Below are 14,568 nucleotides of genomic sequence, written 5' to 3' on the forward strand. Positions count from 1 at the left end.
ACAATCCTATTCCAAACAAGCTTATTTCCTTTTCAAACTTGAATTGGCTACAATTAGGACATTTTAATTTCATAGCTTCATTTTATGAATTTTGTGGATTATTTATATTATCCCTAATGATAGAATCCGCTTTGCCGTCATTATTAACATCAGAAATTACGGTATCAATTTTTCCATCGTGATCCATATCTGAAGCTACTCTATCAATAAAACCATCATGATTGGTATCTAATGCTACTAAATCAGATAATCCATCACCATCCTTATCAATAAAAACTGTATCGACTATTCCATCATTATTGGTATCGAATGAATCTTCCACCCCATCACCATCTGTATCTATACCGTAGGACGTTTTGTTTGTACTTGAGCCATCAATTAATGATTGAATTAATTTATATAAACCCCACACAAAAAGAACAACTGAAATTATTCTTTTAATTTTTACGTTCATTGGAGATTTTTCGAAAAATATACCTAGGATAATAGACGACAATAAAGATGGCACATAAAATATTAATGGTATAAGTGTTATACTCTTTAAAGAAACAGATAATTCACCAATAATCATATTGGTTAAAGTATATCCAATGGACAAATAAATTGAAATTAATGCACCTAACTTAATATATCCTTTCCATGTTAAAGTTATGTCATATATATACCTATAATAATAAAAGCTCAAACCAATAATAAATGCATTTATAAGAAATGTACCTATAAATACCGAATCATCGTCAATAATAACATAATCAATTATAGCAAAAGGAAATAATGATAATACAAAATAGGTTAATGAAAATTTTAGAGAAAATTTAAAAAAATTCGTCCTATCGAATTCAAATAGTTTATTAATATTCATCTTGTTATTTGTGTTAAATTTTCATGTTAAAACTCCCATAAATCGGAAAAACAATTTTATTACAATCCTGTCATTTTATTTCAACATTTTAAGATTAAAAGGTTAATTACCTATTAAACTTAAAAATTGCAATTCAATCATCTATTACAATTTAGATTTAAGAAAATTTTTTAATCAAGTTTTAAATCCGAAAAAAATTATGGAAAATCAGAAAAAATCATCAAAAAAAACAATTCTAATTATTGTAGGAATTTTAATCTTAGGAGGTGTTTTCTTAAACAAACGAAAATCATCCTCAAGCTCGTCAGGTGATTCTACTTCTAAAAAATGTTACGACATGGACGCATATGATAAAGGGCACTACGAAGGCACCTCAAACAGAAATATGGTGGCAGACTGCGACTATTTTTGGGAGATGGATAATGATGGCAAAATGTCAAAACAATGTTTTTGCGAAGGATATAACGATGGCCATAACAATTAATTTGTTTTAAAAATTGTTGTAGAAAATTGAAATCTAAGATATTTAAATTAGTTTCAGGAGTATTTGGATTGTTTTCGTTGATATTTTTAGGTTGTGAAATTTCACCAGATTTAGGTAAAATTATTGACGATGAAAAAAACATCCGATTCATATTAAATGATGGACTGAATGATGATCCAAAATTCAAGCTGAAAAAAGATGCAAATGGATTTTATTATTTTAACTTAATAAATCCTAATCAGAATATTCAACGAATTTCAGTGAGATTGTTGGATTATTGCAATGTTATTTCAACCAAATGCTGTGGTAAAAGACAAAAAATCGATTAATTAAAATGAAAAGATTTAATTAATGAAAATATTGATTATAAAATCAGAGGTCTTTTATTTATAAGAAAGGAAGATTGAAAGAAATTGGTCTAGAACAACTTCTAGACCAATTATATTAAAATATTTTATCTATCGCAAACATCCTCTATTCATAGCTTCTTGTACCCTTTGAGTCCTTTCAGACTTTGAAATACTTTGAGAATAATTTTCGCAATCTCTTTGAAGCTCACTATTGAAATTATTAGTATTTATTAATTGGGCATTAGTAACACAATCACAAATATCTGGTGCGCTTAAATTACTAGCAGATGTACTTGAACTTCCACTATAACTTGTCTGAGGTTTATTTTTACCAGCATTTGCAAGTACAACAACAGCCAATACAGCAGTAATAATCCATCTAGTTTGTTTTGTCCATAATTCATTTTTCCACATTTGGTATAATCCAATTGGAAAGAATAAGACTAAGAGAATAATTGTACCGTTTGGCTTTTGATACCATTTTTGTTCTGAAGAATTTTCCATAAAAAAATTGATTTAAGGTTTATAAATTATATTTAATTACTTTTTTGTTGAAACGATTCTAATCAGACGAGTGGTAGGCTTAGCATTTCTACAAGAATAGCAAGTTCCATACTTTGCATTAGATTCAACATATTTATCATTTGTATTATAAAATCTTTTATCAGAATCAGTTGTAAGCCCCCCTATTGATTTAAATAAATTTACATTTAATTGTTTTGCCCAATTATCACAAAATTCTAACACATCAAATGATGGAACTTCCCAATCATGGTAACCGCCAATATTTAAGGAATTATAATTATTTTTCAATTCATTTTTATCTCCTTCTCCCAAATCAACTAATGAAAGAATTAGGTCCTGACCATTATTTGATACAATTACAAATCCACCTTGCCGATATTCTAACCATTCGCCTGCTGATTTAATTTTATAACCGTTTAGCTGTTCAATTTCCTTTAAAGAACGATAATCTAAAAAGGAATAGTTGCCTGCTTCATCACCATTCGTCAAAAAATCAAATCGAACTTCATTATTAGAATAACCACCTCCAATTAATTTAAGATTAGATTTTGATTTATTATAACCGTTTACTATTTCCGGGCTTATATTAAATGAGGTAAAATAAATATTTTGAAAGTCAATTAGAGTTTGAATGGCGCTGAAACTATATTCCGACCTTAAAAAAAAATCATTTTGCTTACCTAAATAATTAATAGAGACTTTAAATAAGTTTTTACCTAAGGCCTTATATGACTGTATTTCTGAATTTGTCATACCAACAGACCTTAAGGTCTTCAACATATAATTGGCTGTAAAATCCATATTCTTATTCGCATTTAAGGTGATTGTTAATGGAACTGCCCAATTAGTATTTTTAGAATCCAAAGCTTGAGGATTACCAGAATTAATTTTATAATCTAATGAAGTAAGTAAAACTTTATTCATCAATCCGACTAATTCATATACACTCTGAGATTCTCCAATCTCATTAAGCATTTGCTGTTTAATATTAGCAGCAAATAACCCTCCCTTAAATTCAACTTCAATACCCTTTGATTGCACAAAACTTGTTAATTTACCTACTGAAACCAAAGATTTAATAGTTGTTGACCAAGTTCCATCTGGTAATTGAGTTTCATTTAATAATTCAAAAGATTTTATATTACCATTAGCAACTGATGCCATTTGATCTGCAACTACTTGATCATTCAAAATTTCAGTTTTGGAGGATATAAACACTCCAAATGCCTGCTCAATAGCATTTCTAAGCGCAGATTGTTTAGATTCGCCTATGGATTTCCCATTTCCAGTTGCTGTGACATAAACATCTTGATTTTCAATATTTTTACCAAAAGCATTAGAAAATGGCAAAAGAATGAGGACAAAGAAACATAAGATATTTTTCATATTATTTACTTATTTAATTCACGATAAAACACAAACACTTTTTTATTATTAAAATCAAATTTCAAAAGACTTTCTAAACCTTCCACAAAACCAAAAGATTGTTCTTTTAAAATTTCCGTTGAACTTGAAATTGATTCACTTGCATTCTTTTCAGTTGTAATAATTATATCCGAACTAATTGTAGACCCATTAAATAATGTATTTGCTTGTTGTTTCGCTTTAATAATAGCAACTCGATCCATTAATGACTGATTGGTATATTTTTGAGGATCTAAGCTAACAATTGAAACAAAAAATTTATTATTTGGGCTAGAAATGATTCTAGCTCCTTCAAAAGCCTCTTTTTTGTACTTTTTTTCAATAAAATTAGAGAGGGGCTGACATAGAAATAAAACCCTAGATACGATATTGGCTTGATCAATTTGTCCCAAAAATTCAAACTTAATAAATGGCTCTGAAAAAGAATCAGAAGCAATATTTTGCACAACTTTTAAATTTGAATCAGGATTTATCGAATTAGATGTAACTGGTATTGCTACAACATAATAAGTTTGTTCTTCTCCTTGTAATATTTTACCGCCCTCAAAAGGTGTTGCACTATACATCCTTTTGACAAAATTGGTCATAGCAACTTTTTCTTCATCAAAAGATTGAGCATTTAATATATATTGCTTATTAAAAAATAATACCAAGAAAATTAGTACATATCTAAATTTCATATTTAGAAAAAAGATTTATTAAAAGTCCCCATTGAATTTTGTAATCAGCATTATCAAATATTGGATTAGCCCAATCGCCAATATTAGATTTTTCACCAGGTTCCAACATTTGAAAAATTGGATGTTCCTTTTCACCATTATTTAAAAAATTGCGTTTTTTAGAAGAAATGGCAAATAAAATATCTTGTTCATTGGCACTTAGGCCCGCGCCTAAAATGATCAATGGTTTATTTATTATTGCGTCAAACCAAGAATATTCGGGTTTAAAATCAAAACCATTTTTCTTTTCATCTTTTTTGAAATTTTGCCTTAAGATTTCAATAGATGATAATTGATTCCCATATTTACGAGTACTGAGAATTAGTGATTTATTATGATAAACATCACCATGCGGGTGCCAAAATTTTATGCCATTTAATTCTCTATACCTAAAATTTGATTTTGAGTATATTTTTTTAAATAAACTTCCTTTCTTATTGTAATCAGTGGTTGTTTTTTTACTGAATTTTATATTGAAGGTTGAAGCATATTTTTCTTCTAAAATGGTATCAAAATTTAGGTTAATTACATCAGAAATGAGGTTAGGGTTGAAAATCTTCAGGATATCTGAATTATAATTAGTCTCAACTATTTTACTTAATCGTACTAATTCCTTAGATAAATCTTCAGTTAAATTCTTTTCCAATTCATGCCCCTGCTTTGATTGAGTGTTACTACTAAACGTAATTATTTGTTCAAAATCAATTAAGAAGTTATTGCTTGTCCTAAATTCAACTTTGTTTAAATTTTTAATATAATCAATTAAACATTGCCAATCTTTTAGCTTATAGAAATCTGAATCTTTAGGATTTAAATTCGACAAGAATTCTTTATGAAAACCTGAACCAATTAGTAAGGTAAATTTTAATTTTTCCGTATTCCAATAATGGTTAAATTTTACATTCATAAAAATTAAAATGTTCTTACAGCAATAAATAGATAGCCTAAATTTTCAGAATCTGTATTATTAAACTTATTTCTATTGGCAGGGGTGTTTATGTAAATAAAATAATCCCTATCTGCTTGAGTTGAACTCCAATAACTGTTAAAAGTTCGGGTATCTCCATTTTGTTCATAATATCGTAGAAAACCTAAACCATAAGATGTATAATAATTAATAATGGAATCTAATTCATTTTTATTTGGCAATCTCCAATCATCAAAGCCATTACTTATAAGTTCATTACACGCTGAATTTGCTTCTTTCCATTTCATCACACCTAAATCTAAAATTGATGTAACTAAACCATGACCCTCTTTTTCAAAAATAACTAAACCACCTTGTTTAAAATTTGAAACAACTCCTCTAGGTATCACTTTAAATCCATTTAATTTATTGACCTGATCAATGGTAAGGGTATAACTATGATTTATATTAGAAGCAAGCTCCCCATTTGTTAAAAAATTGAAATTAATTTCCCTGGTACTTGCTCTATTCCATTCATTATATTTTGCAAAATTAGATCGAATAGAAATTCCTTCCCGTCCAGATGGAAGATTAATAGAGTTTTTGGGTATTGGGAATAAAGTTGATTCCACATTTGATTCTAATTGAAATAAAGATTTGTAAAAATCCCATTGTGAAGCTAAAGTCCTAATTATTCCAAAACTAACTTTCCTTCTTAAATAAATAGTTTTTTCTACTCCTTGGTACTTAATTATAACTGAATAAATTGGCTTATTTAAATTCTTATAATTTAAAACCTCATTTTCGGTTAAACCTATCGCAGCTAATGTCTTAATGAAATAATTGGCACAGAAATCCATATTTTTATTTGCTGTAGATGAAATAATCATTGGAATTTCCCATTTTTCACTTTTTTCATCCAGCGATTTAGGTTCACCAGTTTGGACAGAAAAATCGAACGATTTTTGCATGTTTTCATGTAAAAAACCAAACATTTCACTTACTACATTTATCTCGGCTTGCTCGTTTAATAATTGCTGCTTTATATTTATAGTAAAAAGTGCACCTTTAAATTCTACATTTAAACCTTTTGCTTCTGAAAAACTAATAAGTTTAGTGACCGAAACAACAGCATTTAATGTCAATCCCCAACCACCATCAGGTAATTGAGATTCATTTAAAATTGTAAAAGATTGAATATTACCGGAAGAGACCGATGAAATTTGATCCGCAACTAATTTATCATTTAAAATTTCAGTTTTGGATGAGATGAAAGCCCCAAATGCCTGTTCAATCGCAGAACGTAAAGCTTGTTGTTTGGCTTCCTCTTGTGTTTTACCACTTCCACTTACTATAATTGAAACAGTTTTGTCTGCCTCTTGTGCCATTGTAGAAATACAAAAGCTAAAAATTAATAGGAAAGAAACGAGTATTTTTTTCATTATCTTAAAAATATAAATCGATTAGTAGTAATTTGTTTGGGTTGATTTTTGGCATAAGTAACTGCTACTTCACGGTAGGAATTTATGCGCATTTTATCTAATTCAAAGTTCCTATTTGCTGATTTTTCATTTGCAATAGCTTCCCGTTTTGATTGTTCCTCAGCAATACGCATAGATTCTTTTTTCAATGCTATTTTATCATTGTATTGCTTCAATTTAAATTCCCATCTCGCTTTCTGATCAGCTCGTAATTTCTGCTCGATTCTTTTAACTAATTGCTTTGCCTCCTTTTGTGCAGAAGAATTTAAAGGGATATCTCCAAGTAATTCAGTCGCCTGTTCTGCAGATTCAATGTTTAATCCGGATGCCCAAATAGCATTAGCTTTCTTGAAAATGATTAAACCTTCGGTATCAATTTTTCTTTGATAGATCTTGGCTAACGTATCCAAACTCTTAAAATAACATTGTTGACAAACTTCTGGAACAATTGATAAATCATATATTGCTTTATCAAACCTCCCTTGTTTCGTATCAATTAAAGCCTCTTTTAAGATAAAATCACAATTAGTCAAATAATAAGAGATGATTTTGTTTTTACCTTCTTCAATTAATTCTTTCAATTTTACATTCTTGAAATCTATTCGTTTGAATGCATCGATATAAGATTGGTTTTCATTAGTACCAATTCCAAGACTTGAGATGGAAGTATTTGAAAAGATGGTTTGATTTACAAGATCTGCTATAATGAAGTTGATTTCAATCTTTTGAGAAACTTTTGCAGGTGGACCAGGAACTAAATCCTTTGATAATACATTTATTTTGGCTGTGATGACAAATCGACTATCTATACTTGTTCCTGCCAAACCATAATTACTTGTTACCTGTTGTAATTTATTCAAAAGCAATTGCCTTGCTTCATGGGGCAAATCTTTGTTTTCAGGATAATCTGCAGTCAGAACAATTCTACCAAAGTCATCTAATTTTTGCTGAGAAATCCCTTTAAAGGAACAAAAAAGTATAAATATTAAAATTATCGTAATTCTCATTTTTCTCCCAAAATTATAATTGCCTCCCCTAATCCCCTATTCAATAATTTAGATTCAATCCCATAGGGAGAATTTCTTAAAAATTTCTGTAAATTTCTGGCAAACTGTCTTGCATCAATTCCGTTGGACTTGTCATCAAGCAAAGGAATTTTAACTTGTTCAAGCCGCAATAAATTTTCAGATGATTCAGAATTATTATATTTTCCTTGAACCGTATTTTTATTCATCCATCCTAATATTACATCGGTCAATTCCTCACCAGAAAATTCTGTTTCTAAATCTTTATCCCAAGACCCAAACTTTCGAATTGTCAATTTTATTTCACGACCATTGATACTCATGTCGTTAAAATGTTGATTTAATTGGTCGGAAAATTTATCAATATGCGACATTACTGCTGTTTGTAACATCACTGGGGTGATTTCAGAGCTAGGCAAACCGTTTCCAGTGGAAGAAGCAATTCTTTTACTTGTAAAGGAGTCAAATGCTTCTAATGTAAATGAAATAATTTTTCCTTGATCTGTTTTATTAACTTTCCACCAAATTTGAATAATAATGTCAGCTTTGGATTGATTTTTCAAGATATCCAATGGAGATTCAGAAATTGAACTTCCTGAAGTTTTTGAAGTAGTTAGATTATTTTCTGCATTTCTTACCTCAATCGCTTTTATTTCTTGCTCTGCATCCTTCAAGGGAAATCCTCTATCAATCATCAATGATCCAATTTTACTGATAACCTGTCCAATTTCGGTATCCTCTTGAAAAGCTTGTTTGTAATTAGGAACTTTCATTTTCATCCCTTGATTATCAAAATCTGTAATAAAGTAGCGTTGAATACACCAATTATCAGACGGTAAAATCATAATAGTTGGTTTTTTGGATTGCCCCATCAGAGTATGTCCAAAAACAATGAAAATAACTAAAAAACAAAATTTCAAATTCGTGACCATTGCAATTAAACCCAATAATAAATGAATTATAACCTTTTTAATAATTAACACTTTTACCAAACAAATCTATTTAGGTAGGCAGTAGAAGAATAATTATATTATGAAAAATAGGTATTTCACCTATTTATACCTATTCCTATTCTTAAGTTTTCACTTGAAAGGATATATTTGTACAAGGCCTTGTAAGCCCATAAATTCTTTCTTACAAATCTTTTAGTATAATGCGAAAAACAGTCCATTTGAAATCTATCTTTGTTTTCTTGTTGATGGCTTTTTTGCATAGTCAAACCTTTGCAAATTCACATGAACTCAAATGGTTTAGTTTGGAGTTTAAAAAAATGATTAAAATTGACCTTCAAACCAAAGAAGTGTTTATTGAAAATCCCACTTTTAAACGTTTTGACACTTTTGGAAAATTAGCTACAACACATCCAGAAATCACTTCACTTGATTGCAATTATTTTAACATCAATGAATTTAAATTAGGTGATAAAAATATTATAAGTATCATAGGAACTAGTTTGGTCTATCAGTTTGTTCACCAAAATAATATTTTTACACTTATTCGTTTAGACAAATCTACTTTCAAAGGATACAACTTTTTTGCCTATCAATTTGTTAGAAAAGATACCTTATATAGTATTGGGGGATATGGATTTTGGCATTATTCAAAGGAGCTTACCTATTTTGATGAAAAAAATAAGGGTTGGGAAATCTACAAATACAACAACGATGGACCTGCTGAGGTTACCTATGATGTTTGTGGTTATGATGTAAAGTCTGATGGTATTTGGACACTAAATTTCATAAGCCCAGAACAATTAAAGGAAGGTAAAAATGAACAAAAACTCTATTTTTATTCCTTTAAAGATAAACTTTGGGAAGAAAAAGGAAGAATAAATCATGCCGCTTTCAATAAGTACAACGTCTCTTTAGATAAATCATCTTGGGCAAATGATCATTTTATATTTAATCAAAAAGAAGGAAGTTTTATAGTTGACCCTACAAATAATAAAATTTATGTGAACGATTTAAGTAAAGGTAGATTTTGGGGGAATGGAAATGACATTTACGAATACCAGGATAGTATATATTTTTATAAACCGCTAGAATTAAATCCCTACGAAAAATACCTTTCCAATAAAATGAGTTTTAAAGAAATATTTTCTCATTTTAAACCCATTGAAGAATCATTTGTTGATACCAGTTTTGTAATTTCAAAAACAAATTGGCTGCTTGTTTTGATTCTGTTAATAGGCATCTACTTTTCAAAAAAAATCTATTATTTTTTCCAAAAACAAAGTTCACTTTTCAATACAAATGAATTAAATTTTTTGAAACTTTTACTTAAAAATGAATGTGGATTGAATACAGATGAATTGAACCAATTTTTGGACATCGCAAAAAAGAATATCGACATCCAAAAAAATCAAAGAAATCAATTCATCAAACAAATCAATTCCAAATTTCAAATTAAATACGGGGGTGAGAATTTAGTAGAACGCAAAAGCTCAGAAGCCGATAAAAGATTTGTTAATTATGTATTAAATCAAAAGTACCAAACACATCTTAAGTCAATCATTCATTAAGGTGCGGCAAATCCAGATTTCGCTAAATCATTAAATAATTTTTCTGCTTTGTTAACCCCATCCGAATTGTTGATATCAAAATATCGATACACCTCAAGATCCGTTTTATGGATGGCATTTTCTTGAATTGCCCCTTGCGATTTATAAGCTGAAATGACCCAATCTGCCACAATTTTGTAACTTAATTTATCATTTTCCTTAAAACGAAAGGCCCTATTTAGGGTGAAATATGGAACATTTGGTTTTATTTTTGTCTCAGGAAATCCTTTTAATTCTACAAACTCTAGCGGCTTGGCGCCCAATGTGGCCGGACTACCTGCCAATATGATCGGTTTATTTGGACTTTTCATTCGCTTAACTGCCCGTAAGGCCATCAGAACCGCTGTTTTGTGATGACCGTGTTGACCTTCATGGGGTAGCATGGTCAATACAAAATCGTACGACCGATCTTGCAAGATTTTATCTAAACGACTTTCAATCAAGGGAATATTCCAATTTTTACCGGAAATATAGGGCGTAGGATCGGTGGTGTACCAATCATCGGGTTGTTCCATAAAATGGATATTTCGAATACCCATTATTTTAGCAGCATCTAAAATTTCTTGTTTCCGAATCAATGGTAGATGATCACGAGCAGTTAACGAATCCGTTAAATTTAAACCATAATACATAGCACCCAATTGAGAATCAGCAAATCCTCCTCCTCCGTCTGTCATCACGGCCATGTCGACAATTCCTTTTAGCTCATGGGTAATTTTAAACAAGGAAACCGAAAAACTAGTTTCATCGTCGGGATGCGCAGTAACAACTAACACTTTGGGGCCTTGGGCATTCAAAGACGTGCTCCACAATACACTACAAAAGAATAATAAAAATCGACAAAGAATTGTTTTCATAATGAAACTGGTTCAAAAGATTATAAATTTTTCTTCTTCAGTTCACTCACTGCATAATTGGCTGCTCTTGCGGTCAATGCCATGTAAGTTAAGGATGGATTTTGTGTTGAATTACTAGTCATTGAAGCACCATCCGTAACAAATACGTTTTTACAATGGTGAAGCTGATTCCATTTATTCAACATGGAAGTTTTAGGATCTGCTCCCATGTGCACTCCACCCATTTCATGAATGTCTAATCCTGGTTGGAAAAATTTCCGATTATTAATTTTTATATTCGTAAATCCAGCCAAAGTTAGCATCTCTGTCATTTGCTCATGGTAATCTTGCTCCATTTTACGATCATTCTCATCTTTTAAAACATGTAATCGTGCTAATGGAACACCCCAAGCATCTGTCAATTTCTTATCCAATTGAACATAATTGGTTTTCTTTGGAATGGTTTCACCCATAAAATGAGAGGAAACAGTCCAATTGCCATATTTTTTTTCCAGCAAATGATCTTTCAACTCCGTTCCAAACCCTTCCTGATTTAATTGAATGCCTCTTGATGCAGAGAATCCGGCAGCATATCCTCTTAAGAAATTAGGCGTATCTTGCTTAAACACATTTCTGAACCTTGGGATATAAGAGCCATTCGGACGAATACCTTCAGGTTTACTTTCTTTCATTCCCTCATATTCTGCGGTCATACCAGTTTGGAAGTTATGAAAGTGCATATACTTGCCTAAAACTCCTGAGTCATTACCCAATCCATTCGGGAAACGAGCAGATTTTGAATTTAACAAAATGAGGTTTGTATTGACTGTTGAAGCATTCACAAAGATTATTTTCGCATAAAATTCCATTTCCTCTTTGGTGTTGCGATCAATCACTTTTACGCCTTTTGCTTTCCCTAATTTCTCATCATAAATAATGGAATGCACAACTGAATCAGGTCGCATAGTTAAATTTCCAGTCATTTTTGCCCAAGGCAAGGTGGAAGAATTTGAACTAAAATAACCCCCATACGGACAGCCTCTTTGGCATAAATTACGATGCTGACATTTGGCTCTTCCTTGCTTGTAATGTATCTCACGAGGCTCCGTCAAATGAGCACATCTGCCTATAATAACTGGTCTGCTACCTTTGTAATATTTTGCCATTTGATCGGTAAAATGTTTCTCAACACAAGACTGCTCATGCGGAGGTAAAAAATCACCATCGGGTAATTGCTCCAAGCCATCTTTATTTCCGGAGACGCCTGCAAAATATTCCACATGACTGTACCAAGGAGCTAGGTCTTGATAAGTAATCGGCCAATGATTATCAAAACCATCTCTGGCCGGACCCTCAAAATCAAATCGACTCCAACGTTGTGTGCCTCTTGCCCACATCAATGATTTTCCTCCTACTTGGTAGCCTCTAATCCAAAGAAAGGGTTCTTCTTGAATGTATGGATGTTCTTTGTCTTTTACAAAAAAGTGCTGCGCATCTTCGTTAAATGCATAACATTTACTTGCAATAGGATTTTCATCTTCCAATGCTTTTGGAATTTGATTTAAATGCTCGAATTCCCAAGGTTCCATCATGGTAGTTGGATAATCAACCACATGCTGAACATCTCTTCCACGCTCCAAAACCAACGTTTTTAAGCCTTTGTCACAAAGTTCTTTGGCTGCCCAGCCGCCTGAAATACCTGAACCAATGACGATGGCATCAAATGTTGATTTTTGTTTACTATCTATATTAAAATTTGCCATTACTTAGGAATTAATTGGGGTACAACCATGATAAAAACCAGGAGCAATCGTATAATTACGATGTTTCGTTAAAAAATATTCAGAATTTATATATGCCTGAATAGTTAATTTTTTTAAGATTTGAAGTACCATCTTATCCTCTGAGCTTCCTCTTGCCTCAATATTTTTTAAAAAATCAATTTGCCCTGCCTCAGGAAGTTTTTCAAAACCAGTTTTGAAAAGTCTTTTACATTGTTCATCAAAACTTGCTAATCCTTGCATGAATGCCTCCTGAGTTTTCGTATCAAAACAATCCTTTACCATGCGCTCAATAAATTTGTCAGCTCCTACTGATTTACCACCTGGAATATCCGTTTCAGGCAGAATTGCCTCTACTAAAGCTGAAATCAATTGACTTGATCCCTGAAAATTTTCTGACCTCCACCCATGTGCCCAATTGGGCAAACTCATGGCAGCCAAAGAAATACTCATTTGCTTGAGCAACAATCTACGACTATAATTCATATTGTATGTTGATTTTTTTACCGGTTTTAACTGCTTTAAAAATAGCATCCACAATGAACATGTCCTTTAAACCTTCTTGACCATCCACAGGTATTTCTGGCACTTTATTGTCTAAAATAATGGCTGCCATCTCATCCATTTGTCTTGCTTGATGCGTAATATGCTGTTTTTGAATTTCACCCAAATGCGTCCTTCCCTTGATTGGCCCATATCCTGTACTAGGTTGCATTTCTGCAAAACCCTTAGTTCCTGTTAAATAGAATTTATCTAAATAATTTAAGGAATAGGTTGATAAACAAGAAGCTGTGGCACCACTCGGAAATCCCATCTGAAACGTAATCGTTTCATCCACCCCATCTTTAAATTTCTCGAAATTTGTTTTTGTTTCTTGAGCAGTTACCCAAATTGGATCTTCACCCAACATGTAACGAGCCCCATTGATGGAATACACACCTATGTCCATCATGGCTCCACCACCTGCTAATTCTTTCTTCAATCGCCATTGACTTGGATCACCAATAATAAAACCAGAAAGCCCTTGAAAAAACAGTGTTTTTCCAAATTCTCCTCTTTGCCTCATCCGAACAATTTCTAAGGTAATGGGTTCAAAGTGCATCCGATAGCCAATTAATAATTTTACACCATTTTGCTGACAAGCATCGATCATCTTTTGCGCTTCCTTTGCATTGATAGCCATTGGTTTTTCGCAAATCACATGTTTACCCGCTTCTGCAATTTGAATCGTATTCGGACAATGCAATGCATTGGGAGTGGTTATATAAACTGCATCAATTGATGCATTATTTTTTATAGAGGCTACATTGGAATAATTGTATAAAGAGTCGGACTCCACACCATATTTTGAAGCAAATTTGGAAAGCTTTTCCGGACTCCCACTGATGAGTCCTGTTATTTTAGCTCTTGTGCTTTCCTTAACAGCATTTCCTACTCTTTCTGCATAAGATCCAAGACCCATTTGGGCAAATCGTAAAATAGACCCTTCTGCGATTTCTGGTTTGGCCTTTAGAGGTTTAAATGAGTTGGCTAACAAGGGTAATGCCAAACTCTGTATAAATGTTCGTCTGGTGCTCATAGGTTAAATCGTTTTATAAGTATTTTGGTTTAGA

At 31.6% G+C, this 14,568-nt stretch carries 15 protein-coding genes; 3 read left to right on the top strand and 12 right to left on the bottom strand.

The window, feature by feature from the left end:
• Positions 1-82: 82 nt before the first annotated feature.
• Positions 83-496 carry a hypothetical protein gene (locus EOJ36_RS03855; RefSeq protein ID WP_127802717.1) on the bottom strand — a complete coding sequence of 138 codons (414 nt, stop codon included), beginning with the start codon at positions 494-496 and terminating at the stop codon, positions 83-85.
• Positions 497-1,061: 565 nt separating this feature from the next.
• On the opposite strand from EOJ36_RS03855, the gene EOJ36_RS03860 reads away from it, so the two are divergent.
• Positions 1,062-1,346 (top strand): hypothetical protein, encoded by a 285-nt coding sequence (locus EOJ36_RS03860; protein ID WP_127802718.1) that lies wholly within the window; start codon positions 1,062-1,064, stop codon positions 1,344-1,346.
• 26 nt (positions 1,347-1,372) lie between these two features.
• Positions 1,373-1,675 carry a YegP family protein gene (locus EOJ36_RS03865; protein WP_127802719.1) on the top strand — a complete coding sequence of 101 codons (303 nt, stop codon included), beginning with the start codon at positions 1,373-1,375 and terminating at the stop codon, positions 1,673-1,675.
• A 129-nt stretch (positions 1,676-1,804) separates the two neighbouring features.
• Here EOJ36_RS03865 and EOJ36_RS03870 read toward each other — a convergent pair whose 3' ends face one another.
• The 7 genes from EOJ36_RS03870 to EOJ36_RS03900 are packed head-to-tail and all read right to left on the bottom strand — an operon-like array spanning position 1,805 to position 8,710.
• Positions 1,805-2,200, bottom strand: coding sequence for a hypothetical protein (locus tag EOJ36_RS03870; RefSeq protein WP_127802720.1), 396 nt, complete (start codon positions 2,198-2,200; stop codon positions 1,805-1,807).
• A 36-nt stretch (positions 2,201-2,236) separates the two neighbouring features.
• On the bottom strand, positions 2,237-3,607 hold the full coding sequence (locus tag EOJ36_RS03875) for a hypothetical protein (RefSeq protein ID WP_127802721.1): 1,371 nt from the start codon (positions 3,605-3,607) through the stop codon (positions 2,237-2,239).
• A 5-nt stretch (positions 3,608-3,612) separates the two neighbouring features.
• Positions 3,613-4,326: a hypothetical protein gene (locus EOJ36_RS03880; RefSeq protein ID WP_127802722.1), complete on the bottom strand. Its 714-nt coding sequence runs from the start codon at positions 4,324-4,326 to the stop codon at positions 3,613-3,615.
• Positions 4,316-5,272, bottom strand: a complete 957-nt coding sequence (locus tag EOJ36_RS03885; RefSeq protein ID WP_127802723.1) for an SIR2 family protein — start codon at positions 5,270-5,272, stop codon at positions 4,316-4,318. The genes EOJ36_RS03880 and EOJ36_RS03885 overlap by 11 nt, the downstream gene beginning before the upstream one ends.
• 5 nt (positions 5,273-5,277) lie before the next feature.
• Positions 5,278-6,714: an Lcl C-terminal domain-containing protein gene (locus EOJ36_RS03890; RefSeq protein ID WP_127802724.1), complete on the bottom strand. Its 1,437-nt coding sequence runs from the start codon at positions 6,712-6,714 to the stop codon at positions 5,278-5,280.
• Positions 6,714-7,760, bottom strand: coding sequence for a hypothetical protein (locus EOJ36_RS03895; RefSeq protein WP_127802725.1), 1,047 nt, complete (start codon positions 7,758-7,760; stop codon positions 6,714-6,716). The genes EOJ36_RS03890 and EOJ36_RS03895 overlap by 1 nt, the downstream gene beginning before the upstream one ends.
• A complete protein-coding gene (locus EOJ36_RS03900; protein WP_317125896.1) occupies positions 7,757-8,710 on the bottom strand; it encodes a DUF6175 family protein in 954 nt (317 codons plus the stop codon). The genes EOJ36_RS03895 and EOJ36_RS03900 overlap by 4 nt, the downstream gene beginning before the upstream one ends.
• A gap of 221 nt (positions 8,711-8,931) precedes the next feature.
• Between EOJ36_RS03900 and EOJ36_RS03905 the strand changes: the two genes are divergently transcribed.
• On the top strand, positions 8,932-10,299 hold the full coding sequence (locus EOJ36_RS03905) for a hypothetical protein (RefSeq protein ID WP_127802727.1): 1,368 nt from the start codon (positions 8,932-8,934) through the stop codon (positions 10,297-10,299).
• On the opposite strand, the gene EOJ36_RS03910 is transcribed toward EOJ36_RS03905, so the two are convergent.
• From EOJ36_RS03910 to EOJ36_RS03925, 4 genes are read right to left on the bottom strand one after another with little or no spacing between them, the layout of a single operon-like run.
• Positions 10,296-11,195 (bottom strand): PIG-L family deacetylase, encoded by a 900-nt coding sequence (locus EOJ36_RS03910; protein ID WP_127802728.1) that lies wholly within the window; start codon positions 11,193-11,195, stop codon positions 10,296-10,298. The genes EOJ36_RS03905 and EOJ36_RS03910 overlap by 4 nt on opposite strands.
• 20 nt (positions 11,196-11,215) lie before the next feature.
• Positions 11,216-12,937, bottom strand: coding sequence for a GMC oxidoreductase (locus tag EOJ36_RS03915; protein WP_127802729.1), 1,722 nt, complete (start codon positions 12,935-12,937; stop codon positions 11,216-11,218).
• 3 nt (positions 12,938-12,940) lie between these two features.
• Positions 12,941-13,441 (bottom strand): gluconate 2-dehydrogenase subunit 3 family protein, encoded by a 501-nt coding sequence (locus EOJ36_RS03920; protein ID WP_164847834.1) that lies wholly within the window; start codon positions 13,439-13,441, stop codon positions 12,941-12,943.
• Entirely contained in the window at positions 13,431-14,534 is a 1,104-nt protein-coding gene (locus tag EOJ36_RS03925; protein WP_127802731.1) for a Gfo/Idh/MocA family protein, read from the bottom strand. Before EOJ36_RS03925 ends, EOJ36_RS03920 begins: the two co-directional genes overlap by 11 nt.
• Between the last annotated feature and the right edge of the window lie 34 nt (positions 14,535-14,568).

This window comes from Sandaracinomonas limnophila (assembly GCF_004005965.1).
GTDB classification, from domain to species: Bacteria; Bacteroidota; Bacteroidia; order Cytophagales; family Spirosomataceae; genus Sandaracinomonas; species Sandaracinomonas limnophila.